The following is a 22,080-nucleotide window of genomic DNA, read 5'->3' as shown; positions in this document are numbered from 1 at the left end:
AGTTTATCGGGCCTGCTCACAGGCCCGATAAGAGATTTATGCCGCCATCCGGCGCTCGTGTCCACAGGAGCTCCTCATGACCCATCGTATTCAACGCCTCAAAGCCGCTCTGTTTCAGAATCACCGTGAAATTTCTCTGGAGCGCGCGCTGCTTTATACCGCCAGCCATCAGCAGACGGAGGGCGAACCGGTCATTTTGCGCCGCGCCAAAGCGACGGCGTATATCCTTGAACATGTTGAAATTTCGATTCGTGACGAGGAGCTGATTGCCGGAAACCGAACCGTTAAGCCGCGCGCGGGTATTATGTCGCCGGAAATGGACCCGTATTGGCTGCTTAACGAGCTGGATCGGTTCCCGACGCGTCCGCAGGACCGTTTTGATATCAGCGAAGAGGATAAGCGCCTCTATCGTGAGGTTCTATTCCCGTACTGGGAAAAACGGTCGATGAAAGATTTTATTAACGGGCAGATGACCGATGAGGTGAAAGCCGCCGTCAGCACCCAGATTTTTAGCATTAACCAGACGGATAAAGGGCAGGGGCATATCATTATTGATTATCCACGCTTGCTCAATAGCGGGCTGGGTGAACTGGCGGCGCAGATGCGCGCGCGCTGCGAGCAACAGCCGGAAAACGACTTTTATCAGGCCGCTCTGTTGTTACTTGAGGCATCGCAACGCCACATCCTGCGTTATGCCGTACTGGCGGAACAGCAGGCGGAGCGCTGCCCGGACGCTCGTCGTCGTCAGGAACTGCTCACCATTGCCGCCAATTCGCGGCATAACGCGCAGCACAAACCACAGACGTTCTGGCAAGCATGTCAGCTGTTCTGGTACATGAACATTATTTTGCAGTACGAGTCCAACGCCAGTTCGCTGTCGCTCGGGCGCTTCGACCAGTACATGCTGCCGTTTTATCAGACTTCGCTCACTCAGGGCGACGATCCGGCGTTCCTGAAAGAGTTGCTCGAGTCGCTGTGGGTGAAATGCAACGATATCGTGCTGCTGCGTTCCACCAGTAGCGCGCGCTATTTTGCTGGTTTCCCGACGGGTTACACCGCGCTGCTGGGCGGATTGACGGAAAGCGGACGCAGCGCGGTAAACGTGCTCTCTTTTCTCTGCCTGGATGCCTACCAGAGCGTGCAGTTGCCGCAGCCGAATCTCGGCGTGCGCACTAACGCGCTGATTGATACGCCGTTCCTGTTCAAGACCGCCGAGACCATTCGCCTCGGTACCGGCATTCCACAGATTTTCAATGACGAAGTGGTGGTTCCCGCGTTCCTTAACCGTGGCGTGTCGTTGGAGGATGCGCGCGATTATGCGGTGGTGGGATGTGTTGAGCTGTCGATTCCGGGCAGAACCTACGGGCTGCATGACATCGCCATGTTTAATCTGCTGAAAGTGATGGAAATCAGCTTGTATGAAAATGAGGGCAACGACACTCTTACTTATGAGGCGTTGCTGGCGCATATTCGCGCCAAAATCAGTCACTACATTACACTAATGGTAGAAGGCAGCAATATTTGCGATATCGGCCATCGTGACTGGGCGCCGGTGCCGCTGCTCTCTTCGTTTATCAGCGACTGCCTGGAGAAAGGGCGAGACATCACCGACGGCGGCGCGCGCTATAACTTTTCGGGCGTACAGGGCATCGGTATCGCCAACCTGAGTGATTCCCTTCATGCGCTCAATGGGCTGGTATTCGATCAGCAGCGCCTGAGTTTTGATGCGCTGCTGTCGATCCTGAAAAACAACTTCGCCACGCCAGAAGGGGAAAAGATCCGCGCCAGGCTTATCAACCGCTTCGAAAAATATGGCAACGACATTGATAATGTCGATAACATCAGCGCCGAACTGCTGCGGTATTACTGCAAAGAGGTGGAAAAATACCAGAATCCGCGCGGCGGCCAGTTTACGCCGGGTTCATACACGGTTTCCGCGCATGTGCCGCTGGGAGCGGTGGTCGGCGCGACACCGGACGGGCGTTTTGCCGGAGAACAGCTGGCGGATGGCGGCCTGTCGCCGATGCTCGGACAGGATATGCAAGGGCCGACGGCGGTACTAAAATCAGTAAGTAAGTTGGATAACACGCTGCTGTCGAACGGTACGTTGCTGAACGTGAAGTTTACTCCTGCGACTCTGGAAGGAGAGGCGGGACTGCGCAAGCTGGCGGATTTCCTGCGCGCGTTTACCCAGCTCAAACTGCAGCACATCCAGTTTAATGTGGTGAATGCCGACACATTGCGCGAAGCGCAGCTACGGCCTCAGGATTTTGCGGGGCTGGTGGTGCGCGTGGCGGGCTACAGCGCCTTCTTTGTCGAGCTGTCGAAGGAGATTCAGGATGACATTATTCGCCGCACCGCGCATCAGTTGTGAGGTTGTGGGGGCGCGCGATGAGGAGACCGCGCGTATCTTCAATATCCAGCGTTATTCGCTGAATGACGGGCAGGGGATTCGTACGGTGGTCTTTTTTAAGGGCTGTCCGCATACCTGTCCGTGGTGCGCTAATCCGGAATCTATCTCGCCGCGCATTGAAACGGTGCGCCGGGAAAATAAATGCCTGCGTTGCACGCCGTGTCTGCGGGATGCCGACGAATGTCCTTCCGGCGCGTTTGAGCGTATTGGGCGTGATATTACGCTGGATGAACTGGAACGCGAAGTGCTGAAAGACGACATCTTCTTTCGTACTTCCGGCGGCGGGGTGACGCTTTCTGGCGGCGAAGTGCTGATGCAGGCGCCGTTCGCCACGCGCTTCTTACAGCGATTGCGGCGTTGGGGCGTTCCTTGTGCTATTGAAACGGCTGGCGATACGTCGGCCAGCCGTCTACTGCCGTTGGCAAGGGCGTGTGATGAGGTATTGTTTGATCTGAAAATTATGGATGCGGAGCGGGCGCGCGAGGTGATCAACATGAATCTGCCGCGCGTACTGGAGAATTTACGGTTACTGGTTAGCGAGGGAATCACGGTGATCCCTCGTTTGCCGTTGATTCCTGGCTTTACGCTTAACGCAGAGAATCTGCAGTGCGCGTTAACATTGTTGAGATCATTAGGAATAAAGCAGGTTCACCTGCTACCGTTTCATCAGTACGGCGAGCCGAAATACCGGCTGCTTGGAAAATCATGGATGATGAAAGATATTCCCGCGCCGTCGGTGCAAGAGATCGCTCTGTTTCGGGAGATGACGGAGCAAGCAGGATTTCAGGTCACCACAGGAGGTTAATATGGCAATACCTGTACGGCATCTGGTGGCAGTGACCGCCTGCGTGAGCGGTGTAGCGCATACCTATATGGCAGCTGAACGGCTGGAAAAACTTTGCCAGCAGGAGAAGTGGAGCATCAAGATTGAAACCCAGGGGGCACTCGGTACAGAGAACCGCTTAACGGAAGAGGATATCCGCCGTGCCGATGTCGTGTTGCTCATTACCGATATCGAGCTGGCGGGCGTGGAGCGATTTACCCGGAGTCGCTATGTCCAGTCGGGGATCAGCGCTTTTTTGCGGGAGCCACAGCGGGTAATGAGCGCTGTGCGTAAACTCCTTTCCGCGCCGCAACATACCCACCTTATCCTGGAGTAATCTGCTTTTCCGTTAGCTGGCTGTGATACTGGCGGCGATACTCCGACGGTGAGCGTTCCGTATTTTTGCGAAACAGGCGGCAGAAATAGTTACTGTCGACAAAGCCGCAACGGTGCGCCACCTCTTTCACTTTCAGGTCATAGCCCTTCAGCAACGTTTTGGCGTGTTCCAGTCGCGTATGGTTCAGGTATTCGTTAAAGCCGATGGCCCCCGTTTTCTGGAACAGGTGCGAGAGGTAATTTGGCGAGATATAAAACGCTTGTGCTACCGATTCGCGCGTCAACGGCGCGGCGTAGCGTTCATCAATATACTCCCGAATGGCTTCAAAAAGCGCGCGGCTGCGGGAGGCGGTCTGGATTTGGCTGCCGAGCAGATCGCGGCAATGGCTTAGTAGGCTGGCGACAATCAATCTGGCCGTTTGCTGCTCTTGCGGCTGCATCTGCATCTCATTAAGCGTTTGTAACAGGAACGAGCCGATACGCGGGCCACGGCGCGCAACGTGCTGTTTCGTGAGGTTTTGATGCTGCTGACCGTCCCAGTGGACCACGCTGAAACCTAACTGCTGTTTGCCAAACAGAATGCTCAGGGTGGTGACGGGCGTTTGCCATTGCGGGATGTTCCAGCCGCCAGCCGGAACGTAGAGAACATCGCAAGGAATGAGCGGGGCGGTAATGCTCATGTCAGTAAGCTCGCCCTCCAGCACAATCTCCAGCCGCGGAAAATCCACCTGGTACGCCAGTTCCGGCGCTGGGCCGCTGGCGCTGGCAAAATAAATCTGGCGCAGCGGCAGCGGGCCGTTGATGAGACGGGAGAGAAGGTGGCTGACGTCGTGATACATGATAATCCCCTGCCGATCGCAAACAGAGGAAACAGTAACGTCGAAAACCGATGTCCTCAAGCAATTATTGCCGGATAGCGGCGCTTTGCGCCTTATCCGGACTACGGAAGAGAAGAACGCCAGGCCCGATAAGCGTTAGCGTTATCGGGCAACATACAGGCTATTGATTACCGACCTGATCGCCATACGGCAACGTATCATAATCAATCAGCGCGTTTTTCTTATACGGGTTGCCAATCCAGCGCGTGGTCTCTTTGAACTGCGGGTTGGTGATGGAACGCGTCGGGTCGTAGCCATCATAGGTCAGGCCCGCTAAGTCCGACCAGGTGTGGATAAGCTCGGAACTGCTGTACTTACGATCGACATCCTGTGAGAAGTCGCGCGGATGCGCTGCCTGCCATTTCTCTGAGGTCCACAGCAGGAACGGCACCGTATACATATGACGGGTTGGCGAATCTTCGTTTCGTCCCTGCGTCTTATGCGGCGGCGTGTCATACACTTCTTCACCGTGATCGGAGAAGTAAAGCAGGAAACCGTTCGGATCGGTCGCTTTATAGTCCTTAATCAGGCTGGCGACAACATAGTCGTTATACAGGTTCGCGTTGTCGTAATCGTTATACGACTCCAGTTCGTCGCTGCTTAATCCCGGCGGAACATGGTCGGTTTTACCATCAAACTTGCCCTGGTTTTCTGGATAGCGGAACTTGTATTTAATATGCGTTCCCAGCAGATGCACAATAATGAATTTTTTCGGCGCCGGGTCGGCTAACACCGCTTTAAACGGCGCCAGCACGTTGCTGTCATATTCGCGCGCGCTTTGAGTGCGCTGCTGGTTCATATAGAACTGCTTATCAGTCTGCTTGGAGAACACGGTCAGCATGGTATTACGCGCCGTCATCGTCTGCTGGTTAGTGATCCAGAAGGTTTTATACCCGGCCTGTTTCATCATATTCATCAGCGATGGCTTCGTCAGATACCAGTCCGGGTTCTTTTCGTCCGCGAACGTTAGCGCCTGTTGCAGGATCTCAATGGTGTACGGTCGCGAAGTTACCACGTTATTAAACACGGTCAGCCCGGGGTCGGTTTTATGCAGCGCGTCCAGTTCCGGCGTGGTTTCGCGCGGATAACCGTACAGACTCATACGGCCACGCTGGGTCGATTCGCCAATCACCAGTACCAGCGTGCGCGGCGCATCGCCGGAGTGGTCCTGGAAGTTAGCCAGCGGCGGCAGGGCATCGTTTTCATTCAGCAGTTTATTCAGCGAGGCGAGCTGTAAACGGTACTGATAGTAGCCAGTAATAAATTGCCACGGCGCGGCGGGTTCCATTCGTGATGCCAGGCTATCCAGCGTTTTCTCCATCGACTTATGCTTGATAAAGGTATTCATCGCGATGGGATGGAGGATCAGCCCGTACAGCAGGGCAAACGACACCAGATAACGCCAGGGGGATGGAATATAAACCGGGCGCAGACGTGTCCACAGCAAAATCGCCGCCACCGTATAAGCCAGCGCGACAAGAACAATTTTCAGACTGAAATATTGGCTTAAATATTCGCTGGCTTCATTGGCGTTGGTTTCAAACATCACAAACAGCACGCTTTGCGAGAACTCCTGCCCGTAGATTACGTAATAGCTCAGCGCCGCCAGCGAGGCGGCCCAGAGTACGACGCCAATAACGGCAGCAATAACCCGGATGCGGCCTGGAAACAGAAAGACCGGGATCAGCCACAGTGAGCTGTACAGTAGCGAATCCCGCAGACCGTTTGTCCCGCTGTATCCGGTGAGATAAATAATGGCCTGCAGGAGGGTGGAAAAGAACCAAAAGTAGAGCAGTGCCCAGCCCAGGGCTTTCCAGCTAAACGCGGGTTTAGTCTGGAGTAATGTGGATTGCATAATGAGAGCCTGTCTTTAATCGTAGCGCCAAACGTAACGCCTGAACCTTAAAAGAATCTGAAGCAAACCTGCTTTATGCCGCACGTTTTGCTAAGAAAGATTTACAAATGCATAAAATGCAGACAGGAATATATTGAAAAAATGACGAGGATGACAGCAGTATTTCATGCCGCCCCCACATAACTGCGTGAGAGCGGCTCTCTTTTTGCGTTAGCCGGTGTTGCGCATACCGGCGGCGACGCCCGCAATCGTGACCATCAACGCCTGTTCGACGCGAGGATCGGGCGATTTGCCCTGCTCTTCAGTCAGACGGGAACGATACAGCAATTCGGCCTGCAATACGTTTAATGGATCGGTATAAACGTTTCTTAACTGAATGGACTCCGCAATCCACGGTAAGTCGGCCATCAGGTGCGAATCGTTGGCAATCGCCAGCACCACTTTAATGTCTTCTTCCAGTAGGTCTCGTAGCTCTTTGCCCAGCGGCCAAAGCGTTTTCGCCACCAGGCGCTGATCGTAATAGTCGGCCAGCCACAGGTCGGCTTTCGAGAACACCATTTCCAGCATCCCAAGACGCGTGGAGAAGAACGGCCAGTCGCGGCACATGGCTTCCAGTTCGCTTTGTTTACCGTCTTCCACCACTTTTTGCAGCGCAGTACCCGCGCCCAGCCAGGCTGGCAGCATCAGGCGGTTTTGCGTCCAGGCGAAGATCCACGGAATCGCGCGCAGCGATTCGACGCCGCCAGTTGGACGACGTTTCGCCGGACGTGAGCCGAGCGGCAATTTGCCCAACTCTTGCTCCGGCGTCGCGGAGCGGAAGTACGGTACAAAGTCTTTATTTTCGCGCACGTAGCCGCGGTAGGTTTCACAGGAGATGACGGAAAGCTCATCCATAATATGACGCCAGCTGTCTTTCGGTTCCGGCGGCGGCAGCAGGTTTGCTTCCAGAATTGCGCTGGTGTAGAGCGAGAGGCTGCTGACGGTGACTTCCGGCAGGCCGTATTTGAAGCGGATCATCTCGCCCTGCTCGGTCACGCGCAGACCGCCTTTCAGACTGCCTGGCGGTTGCGAAAGCAGCGCCGCGTGGGCTGGCGCGCCGCCACGGCCAATAGATCCGCCGCGGCCGTGGAAGAGGGTAAGCTCGATGCCAGCTTTTTCACAGGTTTTGATCAGGGCGTCCTGCGCCTGATACTGCGCCCATGACGCGGCCATAACGCCGGCGTCTTTCGCCGAGTCGGAGTAGCCGATCATGACCATCTGCTTACCCTGAATCAGCCCGCGATACCAGTCGATATTCAACAACTGGGTCATCACGTCGTCGGCATTGTTCAGGTCGTCGAGGGTTTCAAACAGCGGCGCGACCGGCATGGCAAAGCCGATACCTGCCTCTTTCAGCAGCAGATGCACAGCCAGCACATCAGACGGCGTTTTCGCCATTGAAATTACGTAGGCGGCGATCGATCCTTTTGGCGCTTCGGCAATAACCTTGCAGGTTTCAAGCACTTCGCGGGTATCGTTGCTCGGCTCCCAGTTACGCGGCAGCAGCGGACGTTTGGAGTTCAGTTCGCGGATCAGGAAGGCTTGCTTGTCGGCTTCCGACCAGCTTTCGTAGTCGCCAATACCGAGGTAGCGGGTAATTTCGCCCAGCGCTTCGGTATGGCGGGTGCTCTCCTGACGGATATCAATACGCACCAGCGGTACGCCGAAACACTTCACGCGGCGGAGCGTGTCGAGTAACTCGCCGTTGGCGATAATGCCCATGCCGCAGGCCTGTAACGACTGGTAGCAGGCGTACAGAGGTTCCCAGAGCTGCTCGTTTTGCGTCAGCAGGCCAGCCGGTTTGGGCAGCTTCTCGCCTTTCAGACGCGCTTCCAGCCAGGACTGGGTCGCCATCAGACGGGCGCGCAATTTTTTCATCAGGTAGCGATACGGCTCAGACGCGCCTTCTTCGCCCACTAACGCCAGTAGCTCCGGCGTGGCGTCGACCATCGACAGTTCTGATACCAGAACATGAATGTCTTTCAGGAACAGATCGGTGGCTTTCCAGCGGCTTAACAAGAGTACGTGGCGGGTGATATCCGCCGTCACGTTCGGGTTGCCGTCACGGTCGCCGCCCATCCAGGAGGTAAAACGTACCGGCACAAAATCCACCGGCAATTTGTAGCCGAGATTTTCTTCCAGCTGTTCGTTCAGTTCACGCAGATAGTTAGGTACGCCCTGCCACAGGCTGTTCTCAACCACGGCGAAGCCCCATTTGGCTTCATCCACCGGGCTTGGACGCTGCTTGCGGATCTCATCCGTATGCCAGGATTGGGCAATCAACTGGCGCAGGCGACGCATCACCTGGTGGCGTTCGTAGTCGGCGATATCGGTATTATCAAGCTGTTTCAGACAGTTGTTGATTTCACCCATTTTGTGAATAAGCGTACGGCGGGTAATTTCTGTCGGATGGGCGGTTAGCACCAACTCCAGCGACAGCGACTCTACCGCTTTTTTGATGGTTGCGTCGTTGAGGTCCGGTTGGTTTTTCAGTTTGCGCAGAGTGCGGGCAATCACTTCCGGGTTGCTGGCGGCTTCGCCTTTTGGCGAAATGCTGTGGTATTGCTCGGCAGTATTGGCCAGGTTCAGGAACTGACTAAACGCGCGCGCAACTGGCAGCAGCTCGTCATTAGACAAATTTTGTAGCGTGGTGAGCAGCTCCTGGCGATTAGCTTCATTGCCGGCGCGTGAAGATTTGGATAGCTTACGGATTGTTTCTACGCGATCAAGAATGTGTTCTCCCAGCGCATCCTTGATGGTTTCTCCCAGCACCTTGCCGAGCATACTGACATTACTACGCAACGCGGAATATTGTTCGTTCATATGACCCCAGACACCCCATCTTTAATGTAATTGCCCTGTCTCTTTCATGCCACAGCGGCAGTGGCTGCGCTCGCCCGTATGCCAGTTCTGCGGAATGGGCTCGTTTGCCGCCTTGCTGTGACGTGAAATTTTTCGGGCTTTGCTTTTTAGCCGTCTTTTATAAAGCCACGTAAAACCCGTGGCGTCAATTACTGCGAAATCGGTTCAGCAAACGAAAAAATGGCGGTAATTTATTAAAGTTAATTCGCATCGTGCCAAATAAGAAATGCTTATGAACATGTGGCGTAGAGATGCCGGATGGCGCTGCGCTTATCCGGCCTACAAGACGGGGGAGGCCCGGTAAACATCGTGTCACCGGGCAATATGCATTAATGCCAGCAAAAATGGTGTACTACCTGGGTAATCAATTCCCGGGTTGGCTTAATAAAACGCGTTTCGAGATATTCATCCGGCTGATGCGCCTGATTGATTGAGCCCGGACCAAGCACCAGCGTTGGGCATAATGTCTGCATAAACGGCGCTTCAGTACAGTAGTTCACCACGTCGGTTTTCGTACCCAACAGTTTTTCTACTACTTCAACCAGTTGGTGGTCCGGTGGACACTCATAACCTGGAATCGGCGGATGTAATTCCGCCACCGTCAGGCGGCCCGGCCAGCGTTCGCTTACCGGGGTCAGCGCGTCGTTAAGCAGTCCATTAAGGTCGTTTAACGTCATGCCCGGCAGTGGACGAATATCCATATGCAATTCGCAGCAGGCGCAGATACGGTTTGAGGCATCGCCGCCGTGAATATGGCCCAGATTCAGCGTTGGATACGGAACGGTAAACGCCTCGTAGTGATACCGCGCTTTCAGCGAGTCACGCAGTTGCATGATATGGCCAATCGCATCGTGCATCAGTTCAATGGCGTTAACCCCACGCGCCGGGTCGCTGGAATGACCGGACTGCCCCAGGACGCGAACGACATTAGAGATATGCCCTTTGTGCGCGCGTATCGGTTGCAACGACGTCGGTTCGCCAATGATCGCGCAGTCCGGACGTAATGCCGTGGTTTCGGAAAAATAACGCGCCCCCGCCATGCTGGTCTCTTCATCGGCGGTCGCCAGAATGTAGAGCGGCTTTTTCAACTTTGTGACGTCAACGTCACGTAGCGCGTCCAGAATAAAAGCGAAGAAGCCTTTCATATCCGCAGTGCCCAGACCATAGAGCTTATTGTCGTGCTCGGTCAGCGTGAACGGGTCGCGCGTCCAGCGTCCGTCATCAAAGGGAACTGTGTCGGTATGGCCGGTCAGCAGCAAACCGCCCGCGCCATGTCCGGTGCTGGCGAGCATATTAAATTTGTTTCGCGTTCCTGGAACCGGTTGAACCTCTACGTTGAAACCAAGATCGCTGAACCAGCCTGCAAGCAAAGTGATTAAAGACGCATTACTTTGATCCAGGGATTCTTCGGTTGCGCTTATCGACGGTGTGGCAATCAAAGCGCGGTAAATCTCGATAAATGGCGGTAAAACGTTTTTCATTGTTGACACACCTCAGGTCATGATAGTATCAATATTCATGCATTAATTATGAATAAAAATACATTAACGTTGAGCATAAAGGAACCCGATGTTGAATACGCTGATTGTAGGCGCTAGCGGTTATGCGGGCGCAGAGCTTGTAAGCTACGTAAATCGCCACCCACATATGACCATAACCGCTTTGACCGTCTCAGCGCAAAGCAATGATGCAGGAAAGTTAATTTCTGATTTACATCCGCAGTTAAAAGGGATTGTCGACCTGCCATTGCAACCGATGTCGGATGTACGTGACTTTAGCGCAGATGTTGATGTGGTGTTCCTGGCGACAGCGCATGAAGTGAGCCACGATCTGGCGCCGCAGTTTTTACAGGCCGGATGCGTCGTATTCGATCTTTCCGGCGCGTTTCGGGTAAACGATCGCGCCTTCTATGAAAAGTATTACGGATTTACTCATCAGTATCCTGAGCTGCTGGAGCAGGCGGTGTACGGCCTGGCGGAGTGGAATGCCGATAAACTGAACACGGCGAATCTGATTGCGGTTCCTGGTTGCTATCCAACCGCAGCGCAGTTGTCGCTAAAACCGCTGATTGACGGCGGGCTTCTGGATCTGACGCAGTGGCCGGTAATTAATGCCACCAGCGGGGTGAGCGGCGCGGGGCGCAAGGCGGCAATATCGAACAGTTTCTGTGAAGTGAGTTTGCAACCGTATGGCGTGTTTACGCATCGTCATCAGCCGGAAATCGCCGCCCATCTGGGCGCGGAGGTCATCTTCACCCCGCATCTGGGGAATTTTCCGCGCGGGATTCTGGAAACCATTACCTGCCGCCTGAAAGCGGGAGTAACCCATGCGCAGGTCGCCGACGTGTTGCAAAAAGCCTATGGCGACAAACCGCTGGTGCGCCTGTATGACAAAGGCGTTCCGGCGTTAAAGAACGTCGTCGGGCTGCCGTTCTGCGATATTGGTTTTGCCGTCCAGGGCGAACATCTGATTGTGGTGGCAACCGAAGACAACTTGTTGAAAGGCGCAGCGGCGCAGGCGGTGCAGTGCGCTAATATTCGTTTTGGCTTCGCTGAAACGCAGTCTCTTATTTAAGGGTGAAATGATGAATCCATTAATTATCAAGCTGGGTGGCGTATTACTGGATAGCGAAGAGGCTCTGGAACGTCTTTTTACCGCGCTGGTCAACTATCGTGAGTCCCATCAGCGTCCGCTGGTGATTGTTCACGGCGGCGGTTGCGTGGTGGATGAGCTGATGAAAGGGCTGAATTTGCCAGTGAAAAAGAAAGATGGCCTGCGCGTGACGCCTGCCGATCAGATTGGCATCATTACCGGCGCGCTGGCGGGAACCGCTAACAAAACTCTGCTGGCCTGGGCGAAGAAACACCATATCGCCTCTGTTGGTCTGTTTCTGGGCGATGGCGACAGCGTAAACGTGACCCAACTCGATGAAGCGTTAGGCCACGTCGGGCTGGCGCAACCGGGGTCGCCGAAGCTGATTAACATGTTGCTGGAAAACGGCTTTCTGCCAGTGGTCAGCTCCATTGGCGTAACAGACGACGGCCAACTGATGAACGTCAACGCCGATCAGGCGGCAACCGCGCTGGCGGCGACGCTGGGGGCCGATCTGATCCTGCTTTCCGACGTGAGCGGTATTCTGGACGGCAAAGGCCAGCGTATCGCCGAAATGACGGCGTCCAAAGCCGAGCAGCTTATCGACCAGGGCATTATTACCGACGGGATGATTGTGAAAGTGAATGCGGCTCTCGATGCTGCGCGGGCGCTGGGTCGCCCGGTGGATATCGCTTCCTGGCGTCATGCGGAGCAACTGCCGGCGCTGTTTAACGGTACGCCGATTGGCACGCGTATTCTGGCTTAACTATTTGTTCGCCCGATGGCGGCTGCGCCTTATCGGTCCTGCGTGAACAGAAATTATAGGCCGGATAAGCGTAGCGCCATCCGGCAGTGAAATTCGAAGAATTTAAGGAAGTCTATTATGGCACTTTGGGGTGGGCGTTTTACACAGGCGGCAGACCAGCGGTTTAAACAATTCAATGATTCGTTGCGCTTCGATTACCGTCTGGCGGAGCAGGATATTGTCGGTTCTGTGGCCTGGTCTAAAGCATTGGTCACGGTAGGCGTACTGACTGCCGATGAGCAACGACAGTTGGAAGAAGCGCTGAACGTGCTGCTGGAGGAGGTTCGCGCGAATCCGCAGCAAATCCTGCAAAGCGATGCGGAAGATATCCATAGCTGGGTGGAAGGTAAGCTCATCGACAAAGTGGGTCAGTTGGGTAAAAAGCTGCACACCGGACGCAGCCGTAACGATCAGGTGGCGACGGACCTGAAACTGTGGTGCAAAGAGACGGTGAGGGAACTGCTTACCGCTAACCGCCAGCTACAGAGCGCGCTGGTGGAAACCGCGCAGGCGAACCAGGACGCGGTAATGCCGGGATATACCCATCTGCAACGCGCGCAGCCAGTGACTTTCGCCCACTGGTGTCTCGCGTATGTCGAAATGCTGGCGCGCGATGAAAGCCGCCTGCAGGACACGCTTAAACGTCTGGACGTGAGTCCGCTAGGCTGCGGCGCGTTGGCGGGAACGGCCTATGAAATTGACCGTGAACAATTGGCAGGCTGGCTGGGCTTTACGTCTGCGACCCGCAACAGCCTGGACAGCGTGTCCGATCGTGACCACGTACTGGAACTGCTTTCTGATGCGGCTATCGGCATGGTGCATCTGTCACGCTTCGCGGAAGATCTGATTTTCTTTAATTCTGGTGAAGCGGGCTTTGTAGAGCTTTCTGACCGCGTGACTTCCGGTTCATCGTTAATGCCGCAGAAGAAAAACCCGGACGCGCTGGAGCTGATTCGCGGTAAGTGCGGTCGCGTACAAGGGGCGCTAACCGGCATGATGATGACTTTAAAAGGTCTGCCGCTGGCGTATAACAAAGATATGCAGGAAGACAAAGAAGGGCTGTTCGATGCGCTCGATACCTGGCTTGACTGCCTGCATATGGCGGCGTTGGTGCTGGACGGTATTCAGGTGAAACGCCCACGTTGTCAGGACGCGGCGCAACAGGGGTATGCCAACGCCACGGAGCTGGCGGATTACCTGGTCGCGAAAGGCGTGCCGTTCCGCGAAGCGCACCATATTGTTGGCGAAGCGGTGGTAGAAGCTATTCGCCAGGGTAAGCCGCTGGAAGCGTTGCCGCTGGCCGATTTACAGAAATTCAGCCGCGTGATTGGCGACGATGTGTATCCGATATTGTCTTTGCAGTCGTGTCTGGATAAACGGGCGGCAAAAGGCGGCGTTTCTCCGCTGCAGGTGGCACAGGCGATCAACGATGCGAAGGCGCGCCTCGCGTTGTAGGCCTTATAAGCGTAGCGCCATCAGGCAATACTGCCCGGCCGAGCAAGCATCAGCGACGCCGGGCTTTTTTACGCGAAAAAAAAGCGGACCAGAGGTCCGCAAAAGTTCACGTTGGCTTTAGTTATTTCGGGTTCGAGAGATACCCTCTGAACGGGCGGTGTCTTCAAGGGTTAAACGAGAAACCGCTCCGTTCTGTGATGTATTATTAATCAGAAAGGTTGATAGGGATAATCGTTCGTTGCTATGCTACCTATCGCCATGAACTATCGTGGCGACGGAGGATGAATAATGAATATTCGTGATCTTGAATATCTGGTGGCGTTAGCCGAACATCGCCATTTCCGGCGAGCGGCGGACTCCTGTCACGTCAGCCAGCCAACCCTTAGTGGGCAAATACGCAAGCTGGAAGATGAGCTGGGCGTTATGCTGCTGGAGCGTACGAGCCGTAAGGTGCTGTTTACCCAGGCGGGCTTACTGCTGGTGGATCAGGCGCGTACCGTACTGCGTGAGGTCAAGGTGCTCAAGGAGATGGCAAGCCAACAAGGCGAGACGATGTCCGGCCCGCTGCATATTGGTTTAATCCCAACGATTGGTCCCTATTTGCTGCCGCTTATCATTCCAATGTTGCACCAGACTTTCCCGAAGCTGGAAATGTATCTGCATGAGGCGCAAACGCATCAGTTGTTAGCGCAACTCGATAGCGGCAAGCTTGACTGCGCTATTCTGGCGCTGGTGAAAGAGAGCGAGGCGTTTATCGAAGTGCCGCTGTTTGATGAGCCCATGATGCTGGCTATTTATGAGGATCATCCGTGGGCGAATCGCGATCGCGTGCCGATGTCCGATCTGGCGGGCGAGAAATTGCTGATGCTGGAAGATGGCCACTGTCTGCGCGATCAGGCGATGGGGTTCTGTTTTGAAGCGGGAGCGGATGAAGATACCCATTTCCGGGCGACCAGTCTGGAAACGCTGCGTAACATGGTGGCGGCGGGCAGTGGTATTACACTACTCCCCGCGCTGGCCGTACCGCAGGAGCGTAAGCGCGACGGCGTGGTTTATCTGCCATGCATTAAGCCGGAGCCGCGTCGTACCGTGGGGCTGGTTTATCGCCCGGGATCGCCGCTGCGTAGCCGTTATGAGCAACTGGCAGAGGCCATCCGTGGCGCAATGGATGGCCATTTCGACAAGGCGTTAAAACAGGCGGTTTAAGCCGTTCAACGCCGCAACCCGATAAGCTTCCGCCATGGTTGGGTAGTTAAAGGTGGTGTTAACGAAGTATTCGATGGTGTTACCGCCACCTTTCTGCTCCATGATCGCCTGGCCGATATGAATAATTTCGGCGGCGCGTTCGCCAAAGCAGTGAATCCCCAGAATTTCTTTGGTTTCGCGGTGGAAGAGAATTTTTAGCGTGCCGACGTTCATGCCGACGATTTGCGCTCGCGCCAGATGCTTAAACTGCGCGCGGCCCACTTCGTAAGGCACTTTCATTGCCGTTAACTGCTGCTCGGTTTTGCCGACAGAACTGATTTCCGGAATGGTATAAATCCCGGTGGGGATATCTTCGATAAGATGTGCGGTCGCTTCGCCTTTCACCAGCGCCTGCGCTGCAATACGCCCCTGATCGTAAGCGGCGGAGGCCAGACTGGGATAGCCAATCACGTCGCCCACCGCATAGACGTGCGGCAGGGCGGTCTGGTACATACTGTTGACTTTGAGCTGTCCACGGCTGTCTGTTTCCAGACCAATATTCTCCAGCGCCAGCGAATCGGTGTTACCGGTACGGCCATTAGCATAGAGCAGGCAGTCAGCCTTCAGTTTTTTGCCGGATTTCAGGTGCATGATGACGCCATCATCGCAGCCTTCGATTTTCTCATACTCTTCATTGTGGCGAATAACCACGCCGCTATTCCAGAAATGGTAAGAGAGAGAGTCGGACATCTCCTGATCGAGAAAGGCCAGCAGGCGATCGCGGGTGTTGATCAGATCCACTTTCACATCCATACCGCGGAAGATGGACGCATATTCGCAGCCGATAACGCCGGCGCCGTAAATAATAACGTGGCGCGGTTCATGGTGGAGACTCAGGATTGAGTCGCTGTCATAAATGCGCGGATGCGAGAAATCCACATCACTGGGATGGTAAGGACGCGAACCACAGGCAATAACAAATTTTTCTGCCGTCAGGGTTTCAACCGTGCCGTCATGGCATTCCAGCGCCAGGGTATGTTCGTCAATAAAATGGGCGTTGCCCTGCAAGATTTCACAGTGGTTACGCTCATAAAACCCCTGACGCATACGCGTTTGTTGATTAATCACGTTATCGGCATGATTAAGGATATCGGCGAAAGAAGAACGAAGGAGACGGGAGTGGTCGCTATAGAGCGGGTTTTGATTAAATTCAATAATGCGGCTGACGGCGTGGCGAAGGGCTTTGGATGGGATGGTGCCCCAGTGGGTACATCCGCCGCCAACGTTATGATAACGCTCAATCACCGCGACGCGTGCTCCTTGCTTAACCAGACCCATTGCAGCGCCTTCACCGCCGGGGCCTGACCCTATGACGACTGCATCATAATCCCAGGAATGTGGCATGGTATTACTCACCTGTTTTTATACATAAAATAAACACGATGATAACATTTGCCCAGCTTTAACCCAATTATCGTTGTGCTTTTTTGCGAAGCCGGAGCACAAACTGTCTGTAAACAATCATTCACAATCCAGTGTGAACCCGTTACTTTTATTCTCTGGTATAGTGCCGAATAAGGCATATGGAAGGATTCAGACATTGTGATGGGTGTTAGAGCGCAACAAAAAGAAAAAACCCGGCGTTCGCTGGTGGAAGCCGCATTCAGCCAACTGAGCGCTGAGCGGAGTTTTGCCAGCCTGAGTTTGCGTGAGGTGGCGCGTGAAGCGGGCATTGCGCCAACGTCGTTTTACCGTCATTTTCGCGATGTCGATGAACTCGGTCTGACGATGGTGGATGAAAGCGGTCTGATGCTGCGTCAGTTGATGCGTCAGGCGCGACAGCGCATCGCGAAAGGCGGCAGCGTCATTCGCACGTCGGTCTCCACATTTATGGAGTTTATCGGCAACAACCCCAACGCCTTCCGTCTGTTGTTGCGCGAGCGTTCCGGCACTTCAGCGGCGTTTCGTGCCGCCGTCGCGCGGGAGATTCAGCATTTTATTGCGGAACTTGCCGACTATCTGGAACTCGAAAACCATATGCCGCGCGCGTTTACTGAAGCCCAGGCCGAAGCGATGGTGACTATTGTCTTTAGCGCGGGCGCAGAGGCGTTGGACATCGGTGCTGAACAGCGTCGGCAATTAGAAGAGCGGCTGGTATTGCAACTGCGCATGATTGCGAAAGGGGCGTATTACTGGTATCGCCGTGAGCAAGAGAAAATAGCACATCATTCCGAATAACGTGAAGGACGAGTAATGAAACAGTCAGGTCAAGATAAAGGTACGCTGTTGCTGGCGCTCATCGCTGGCTTATCGATTAACGGCACATTCGCGGCGCTGTTTAGCGCTATTGTGCCGTTCTCCGTATTCCCGGTTATCTCGCTGGTGCTGACGGTATATTGCCTGCATCAGCGCTACCAAAATCGTACTATGCCGGTAGGTTTGCCGGGGTTGGCCGCCGCTTGTTTCATTCTTGGCGTTTTACTGTATAGCACCGTCGTGCGTGCAGAATATCCGGATATTGGCTCTAATTTCTTCCCGGCGGTGCTGTCGGTGATTCTGGTATTCTGGATTGGCTTTAAACTGCGTAACCGCAAGGAGGACACCGCGGAATAGTGTGCGAATGCCGGATGGCGGTATAACCGGCCATCCGACGTACATTTTACCTTGCGGTGAGTAATACCCCGCATTCCATATGATGTGTATACGGGAACTGATCGAATAGCGCCAGGCGAGACACCGTGTGCGTCTGGCTTAACGTTTCCAGGTTTTTGCACAACGTTTCCGGATTGCAGGAAATGTACAGAATACGTGGATAAGCCTGCACCATTTTTTCCGTTTCGCTGTCCAGACCGCTGCGCGGCGGATCGACAAAAATGGTTTCGCACTGATAGCCCTTCAGGTCGATCCCCTGCAGGCGGTTAAACTCACGAACGCCATTCATCGCCAGGGTAAACTCTTCCGCCGCCATGCGAATAATTTGCACATTATCAATATGATTAGCGGCAATATTGTACTGTGCGGCAGCGACGGACGGTTTGGCGATTTCGGTTGCCAGCACGCGGTTAAAATTGCGCGCCAGCGCTAAAGAAAAATTGCCGTTGCCGCAATACAACTCAAGCAGATCGCCTTTTGAGTCTTTCGTCACCTCCAGCGCCCACTCTAACATCTGAATATTCATGGCGGCGTTTGGCTGCGTAAAGCTGTTTTCGACCTGGCGGTAGATCATCTCTTTACCTGCCACAGGCAGACGCTCATCAATATAATCCTGATCCAATTCGATTTTGGTTTTAGTGGCCCGGCCAATCAGGTGTACGTTCAGACCTTGCGCGCGTAAAGCATCGCGTAACGCAGTGGCAGCTTCACGCCACTCTTCGTCCAGCTTCTTATGGTACAGCAACGACACTACCGCCTGGTTGCTCAAGGTCGTGAGATAATCCATCTGGAACAGCTTATGCCGCAGTGCATGATTATCGCGCACGCCGGCAATCATCGCCTTCATTAAGGTATTAATCAGTTGGCTGGCCGCCGGGAAGGTGTCAACGCGAATCCGGCTTTTGGTCTGCTGATCAAACATAATGTGGTACAGGTCATCGCCGTCATGCCACAGGCGAAATTCCGCACGCATACGATAGTGACTGACCGGCGAGCGAAATACTTCCGGAACCAGGTCAGAAAACGGCGCCATCATACTCTGCAAGCGCGCCACTTTTTCGGCTAGCTGCGCCTCATACTGTTCTGTCGGAAGATGTTCGGGGGTCATATCGCATCCTGAATAATAAAAGTACGCGGGGATTGTAGGGATTGCTCAGTGGATGTCCAGCTATTGATGATTTCTGATTTGTGATGCGCGGTCTGGACAGGGTGTTGTGACAGACGGTAGCATCCGTGGGCCGGTCCTGTGAGTTAATAGGGAATCCAGTGAAAATCTGGAGCTGACGCGCAGCGGTAAGGAAAGGTGAGATGAGAGCGTAAGCAGACACTGCCTCCGGCGGGAAGTCATCATTTCTGCTATCCAGTCAACGGATAGCCCTCCAAGCCCGAAGACCTGCCGGCTAACGTCGCATCTGGTTTTTCATCATCGCGTACTATCGATGAAGCCTGCGGCATCCTTCTTATATTGTGGATGCTTTACAATGATTAAAAAAGCTACGCTGCTGACGGCGTTCTCCGTCACGGCCTTTTCCGCTTGGGCGCAGGACACTAGCCCGGATACCCTGGTTGTCACCGCCAACCGTTTTCAGCAGCCGCGCAGCGCGGTTCTGGCGCCCGTTACCATCGTGACGCGTCAGGATATTGAACGCTGGCAATCGACCTCCGTAAATGATGTTCTGCGCCGTTTGCCTGGCGTCGATATTGCGCAGAGCGGCGGCGCCGGACAAAACTCCTCCATTTTCATTCGCGGCACCAACTCCAGCCATGTACTGGTATTGATTGACGGCGTGCGTCTGAATTTAGCAGGCGTGAGCGGGTCCGCCGATCTCAGCCAGTTCCCGGTGTCGCTGGTACAGCGCATTGAATATATTCGCGGTCCGCGCTCCGCTATTTATGGTTCCGATGCTATCGGCGGCGTAGTGAATATCATTACGACGCGCGATAACCCAGGCACAGAATTAACCGCTGGATGGGGAAGCAATAGCTACCAGAATTACGACATCTCGACGCAACAGCAACTTGGCGAAAACACGCGGGCGACGTTGATCGGCGATTACGAATACACCAAAGGGTTTGACGTGGTAGCGAAAGGCGGTACCGGGATGCAGGCGCAGCCTGACCGGGACGGCTTTTTGAGTAAAACGCTTTATGGCGCGTTAGAGCATACCTTTTCTGATCGCTGGAGCGGATTCGTGCGTGGTTATGGCTATGATAACCGTACCGATTACGACGCCTATTACTCGCCGGGCTCGCCGCTGATTGATACACGCAAACTTTATAGCCAAAGCTGGGACGCCGGGCTGCGCTTTAATGGCGAACGTATTCAGTCTCAGCTGGTTTCAAGCTATAGCCACAGTAAAGATTACAACTATGATCCGCACTATGGCCGGTATGATACCTCCGCCACGCTGGATGAGATGAAACAGTACAATGTTCAATGGACCAACAGTGTGGTCGTGGGGCACGGTAATGTTGGGGCGGGCGTAGACTGGCAGAAACAGACTACCACGCCAGGTACCGGCTATGTGCCCGAGGGATATGACCAGCGTAATACCGGGGTTTACCTGACAGGATTACAACAGTTGGGTGACTTCACTCTGGAAGCGGCGGCGCGCAGTGATGACAACTCCCAGTTTGGTCGTCATGGTACATGGCAAACCAGCGCCGGATGGGAGTTTATAGAAGGTTATCGCTTTATTGCCTCCTACGGAACCTCCTACAAAGCGCCTAATTTGGGCCAACTGTATGGTTATTACGGTAATCCGAACCTGAATCCTGAAAAGAGTAAACAGTGGGAAGGCGCATTTGAAGGGCTAACCGCTGGCGTCAGCTGGCGTATTTCAGGTTATCGTAACGATATTAATGACATGATCGATTATGACGATCATCTGCAAAAATATTACAACGAAGGTAAGGCGCGCATTAAAGGTATTGAGGCGACGGCGAATTTCGATACCGGACCGTTAACGCATACGGTCAGTTACGATTACGTTGATGCGCATAATGCGGTTACCGATACGCCATTACCCCGGCGTTCCAAACAGATGGCAAAATATCAACTTGACTGGGACGTTTACGATTTTGACTGGGGGGTGACATATCAATACCTTGGTTCCCGATATGATTCGGACTACTCCGCTTACCCATACCGGACGGTAAAAATGGGCGGCGTCAGTTTATGGGATCTTACGGTTGCATATCCGGTCACCTCACATCTGACAGTTCGTGGTAAAATAGCCAACCTGTTCGACAAAGATTACGAGACAGTTTATGGCTACCAAACTGCAGGACGAGAATACACCTTGTCTGGCAGCTACACCTTCTGAACCACGTCCCACCGTGCTGGTATTTGATTCCGGCGTCGGTGGATTGTCGGTCTATGATGAGATTCGGCGGCTCCTGCCGGATCTCCACTATATATATGCTTTCGATAACGTGGCTTTCCCCTACGGGGAAAAGAGTGAAACGTTTATCGTCGAGCGCGTTGTCGAGATTGTGACTGCGGTACAGCAGCGCTATCCCCTTTCACTGGCGGTGATTGCCTGTAATACCGCCAGTACGGTCTCACTTCCCGCATTACGTGAAAAGTTTGCCTTCCCGGTGGTGGGCGTTGTGCCTGCGATTAAACCAGCGGCGCGGCTGACCGCAAATGGCGTCGTCGGGCTACTGGCGACGAGAGCCACGGTCAAACGTCCTTATACTCACGAGCTGATTGCGCGCTTCGCCAATGAATGTCAGATAGCGATGTTGGGGTCGGCAGAACTGGTGGAACTGGCGGAAGCTAAACTACATGGCGACTCGGTATCGCTGGAAGAGCTGCGCCGCATATTACGCCCATGGCTACGAATGCCGGAGCCGCCTGACACGGTCGTTCTGGGGTGTACGCATTTCCCTCTATTACGGGACGAGCTTTTGCAAGTCCTGCCTGAAGGGACGAGGTTAGTGGATTCCGGCGCGGCGATAGCGCGTCGTACAGCCTGGCTGTTGGAACATGAAGCGCCGGATGCGAAATCAACCGATGCCAATATTGCTTATTGCATGGCAATGACGCCAGGAGCTGAACAATTATTACCCGTTTTACAGCGTTATGGCTTTGAAACGCTCGAAAAACTGGCGGTTTAATGGCGTTTTGGGTAAATACCAGGCACTTGAGAAATTATTTTAAATTTCCTCTTGTCAGGCAGA

At 54.1% G+C, this 22,080-nt stretch carries 17 protein-coding genes and 1 riboswitch; of the genes, 11 read left to right on the top strand and 6 right to left on the bottom strand.

Annotated features, from left to right (window positions below; translation table 11 throughout):
• The first annotated feature begins 76 nt into the window (after nucleotides 1–76).
• From QEN31_RS22265 to QEN31_RS22255, 3 genes are read left to right on the top strand one after another with little or no spacing between them, the layout of a single operon-like run.
• Entirely contained in the window at nucleotides 77–2,374 is a 2,298-nt protein-coding gene (locus QEN31_RS22265; protein ID WP_064239808.1) for a formate C-acetyltransferase, read from the top strand.
• Nucleotides 2,340–3,218, top strand: a complete 879-nt coding sequence (locus QEN31_RS22260) for a [formate-C-acetyltransferase]-activating enzyme (protein WP_000171727.1) — start codon at nucleotides 2,340–2,342, stop codon at nucleotides 3,216–3,218. Before QEN31_RS22265 ends, QEN31_RS22260 begins: the two co-directional genes overlap by 35 nt.
• A gap of 1 nt (nucleotide 3,219) precedes the next feature.
• The gene (locus tag QEN31_RS22255) at nucleotides 3,220–3,573 is read left to right on the top strand and encodes a PTS fructose-like transporter subunit IIB (RefSeq protein ID WP_001007310.1); all 354 of its coding nucleotides are present in this window, start codon (nucleotides 3,220–3,222) and stop codon (nucleotides 3,571–3,573) included.
• Here the strand turns inward: QEN31_RS22255 and QEN31_RS22250 are convergent.
• From QEN31_RS22250 to argE, 4 genes are all read right to left on the bottom strand, one after another.
• Nucleotides 3,560–4,411: a helix-turn-helix transcriptional regulator gene (locus QEN31_RS22250; protein ID WP_000274596.1), complete on the bottom strand. Its 852-nt coding sequence runs from the start codon at nucleotides 4,409–4,411 to the stop codon at nucleotides 3,560–3,562. The genes QEN31_RS22255 and QEN31_RS22250 overlap by 14 nt on opposite strands.
• Nucleotides 4,412–4,571: 160 nt before the next feature.
• Nucleotides 4,572–6,305, bottom strand: coding sequence for a phosphoethanolamine transferase CptA (locus QEN31_RS22245; protein WP_001192092.1), 1,734 nt, complete (start codon nucleotides 6,303–6,305; stop codon nucleotides 4,572–4,574).
• 210 nt (nucleotides 6,306–6,515) lie between these two features.
• Nucleotides 6,516–9,167, bottom strand: a complete 2,652-nt coding sequence (ppc, locus tag QEN31_RS22240) for a phosphoenolpyruvate carboxylase (RefSeq protein ID WP_001005548.1) — start codon at nucleotides 9,165–9,167, stop codon at nucleotides 6,516–6,518.
• Between the two features lie 368 nt (nucleotides 9,168–9,535).
• Nucleotides 9,536–10,687, bottom strand: coding sequence for an acetylornithine deacetylase (argE, locus tag QEN31_RS22235; RefSeq protein ID WP_064239807.1), 1,152 nt, complete (start codon nucleotides 10,685–10,687; stop codon nucleotides 9,536–9,538).
• A gap of 88 nt (nucleotides 10,688–10,775) precedes the next feature.
• On the opposite strand from argE, the gene argC reads away from it, so the two are divergent.
• The 4 genes from argC (at nucleotide 10,776) to oxyR (ending at nucleotide 15,264) form a co-directional block, all read left to right on the top strand.
• Nucleotides 10,776–11,780, top strand: coding sequence for an N-acetyl-gamma-glutamyl-phosphate reductase (gene argC, locus QEN31_RS22230; protein ID WP_000935332.1), 1,005 nt, complete (start codon nucleotides 10,776–10,778; stop codon nucleotides 11,778–11,780).
• Between the two features lie 7 nt (nucleotides 11,781–11,787).
• Entirely contained in the window at nucleotides 11,788–12,564 is a 777-nt protein-coding gene (gene argB / locus QEN31_RS22225; RefSeq protein WP_001575262.1) for an acetylglutamate kinase, read from the top strand.
• Nucleotides 12,565–12,681: 117 nt separating this feature from the next.
• Complete coding sequence (gene argH / locus QEN31_RS22220) at nucleotides 12,682–14,058, top strand: argininosuccinate lyase (RefSeq protein WP_001230051.1); 1,377 nt, start codon at nucleotides 12,682–12,684, stop codon at nucleotides 14,056–14,058.
• Between the two features lie 288 nt (nucleotides 14,059–14,346).
• Nucleotides 14,347–15,264, top strand: coding sequence for a DNA-binding transcriptional regulator OxyR (gene oxyR, locus QEN31_RS22215; protein WP_001025919.1), 918 nt, complete (start codon nucleotides 14,347–14,349; stop codon nucleotides 15,262–15,264).
• On the opposite strand, the gene sthA is transcribed toward oxyR, so the two are convergent.
• Entirely contained in the window at nucleotides 15,247–16,647 is a 1,401-nt protein-coding gene (sthA, locus tag QEN31_RS22210) for a Si-specific NAD(P)(+) transhydrogenase (protein ID WP_001120791.1), read from the bottom strand. The two genes, oxyR and sthA, sit on opposite strands and share 18 nt — an antisense overlap.
• Before the next feature lie 198 nt (nucleotides 16,648–16,845).
• Here sthA and fabR point away from each other — a divergent pair, with 198 nt between their 5' ends.
• Nucleotides 16,846–17,481: an HTH-type transcriptional repressor FabR gene (gene fabR / locus QEN31_RS22205; protein ID WP_000971958.1), complete on the top strand. Its 636-nt coding sequence runs from the start codon at nucleotides 16,846–16,848 to the stop codon at nucleotides 17,479–17,481.
• A gap of 15 nt (nucleotides 17,482–17,496) precedes the next feature.
• The gene (locus QEN31_RS22200) at nucleotides 17,497–17,856 is read left to right on the top strand and encodes a YijD family membrane protein (RefSeq protein ID WP_000813837.1); all 360 of its coding nucleotides are present in this window, start codon (nucleotides 17,497–17,499) and stop codon (nucleotides 17,854–17,856) included.
• Nucleotides 17,857–17,902: 46 nt separating this feature from the next.
• Here QEN31_RS22200 and trmA read toward each other — a convergent pair whose 3' ends face one another.
• The gene (gene trmA / locus QEN31_RS22195) at nucleotides 17,903–19,003 is read right to left on the bottom strand and encodes a tRNA (uridine(54)-C5)-methyltransferase TrmA (RefSeq protein WP_000186970.1); all 1,101 of its coding nucleotides are present in this window, start codon (nucleotides 19,001–19,003) and stop codon (nucleotides 17,903–17,905) included.
• Between the two features lie 114 nt (nucleotides 19,004–19,117).
• Nucleotides 19,118–19,310, top strand: a riboswitch (cobalamin riboswitch).
• Between the two features lie 66 nt (nucleotides 19,311–19,376).
• On the opposite strand from trmA, the gene btuB reads away from it, so the two are divergent.
• On the top strand, nucleotides 19,377–21,221 hold the full coding sequence (gene btuB, locus QEN31_RS22190) for a TonB-dependent vitamin B12 receptor BtuB (RefSeq protein ID WP_064239805.1): 1,845 nt from the start codon (nucleotides 19,377–19,379) through the stop codon (nucleotides 21,219–21,221).
• Nucleotides 21,166–22,017, top strand: coding sequence for a glutamate racemase (murI, locus tag QEN31_RS22185; protein WP_000201804.1), 852 nt, complete (start codon nucleotides 21,166–21,168; stop codon nucleotides 22,015–22,017). The genes btuB and murI overlap by 56 nt, the downstream gene beginning before the upstream one ends.
• The last annotated feature ends 63 nt before the right edge of the window (nucleotides 22,018–22,080 follow it).

It is taken from the genome of Salmonella sp. SA15303 (assembly GCF_029962125.1).
GTDB lineage: Bacteria > Pseudomonadota > Gammaproteobacteria > Enterobacterales > Enterobacteriaceae > Salmonella > Salmonella enterica.
This window is presented reverse-complemented; position numbering and strand designations above follow the sequence as displayed.

Bases quoted from the DNA above. Each gene is read 5' to 3' on its own strand.
- QEN31_RS22255 (WP_001007310.1), top strand. From the start codon at position 3,220: ATGGCAATACCTGTACGGCATCTGGTGGCAGTGACCGCCTGCGTGAGC.
- QEN31_RS22260 (WP_000171727.1), top strand. From the start codon at position 2,340: ATGACATTATTCGCCGCACCGCGCATCAGTTGTGAGGTTGTGGGGGCG.
- murI (WP_000201804.1), top strand. From the start codon at position 21,166: ATGGCTACCAAACTGCAGGACGAGAATACACCTTGTCTGGCAGCTACA.
- argE (WP_064239807.1), bottom strand. From the start codon at position 10,687: ATGAAAAACGTTTTACCGCCATTTATCGAGATTTACCGCGCTTTGATT.
- QEN31_RS22265 (WP_064239808.1), top strand. From the start codon at position 77: ATGACCCATCGTATTCAACGCCTCAAAGCCGCTCTGTTTCAGAATCAC.
- argH (WP_001230051.1), top strand. From the start codon at position 12,682: ATGGCACTTTGGGGTGGGCGTTTTACACAGGCGGCAGACCAGCGGTTT.
- sthA (WP_001120791.1), bottom strand. From the start codon at position 16,647: ATGCCACATTCCTGGGATTATGATGCAGTCGTCATAGGGTCAGGCCCC.
- oxyR (WP_001025919.1), top strand. From the start codon at position 14,347: ATGAATATTCGTGATCTTGAATATCTGGTGGCGTTAGCCGAACATCGC.
- trmA (WP_000186970.1), bottom strand. From the start codon at position 19,003: ATGACCCCCGAACATCTTCCGACAGAACAGTATGAGGCGCAGCTAGCC.
- btuB (WP_064239805.1), top strand. From the start codon at position 19,377: ATGATTAAAAAAGCTACGCTGCTGACGGCGTTCTCCGTCACGGCCTTT.
- argC (WP_000935332.1), top strand. From the start codon at position 10,776: ATGTTGAATACGCTGATTGTAGGCGCTAGCGGTTATGCGGGCGCAGAG.
- QEN31_RS22200 (WP_000813837.1), top strand. From the start codon at position 17,497: ATGAAACAGTCAGGTCAAGATAAAGGTACGCTGTTGCTGGCGCTCATC.
- argB (WP_001575262.1), top strand. From the start codon at position 11,788: ATGATGAATCCATTAATTATCAAGCTGGGTGGCGTATTACTGGATAGC.
- ppc (WP_001005548.1), bottom strand. From the start codon at position 9,167: ATGAACGAACAATATTCCGCGTTGCGTAGTAATGTCAGTATGCTCGGC.
- QEN31_RS22250 (WP_000274596.1), bottom strand. From the start codon at position 4,411: ATGTATCACGACGTCAGCCACCTTCTCTCCCGTCTCATCAACGGCCCG.
- QEN31_RS22245 (WP_001192092.1), bottom strand. From the start codon at position 6,305: ATGCAATCCACATTACTCCAGACTAAACCCGCGTTTAGCTGGAAAGCC.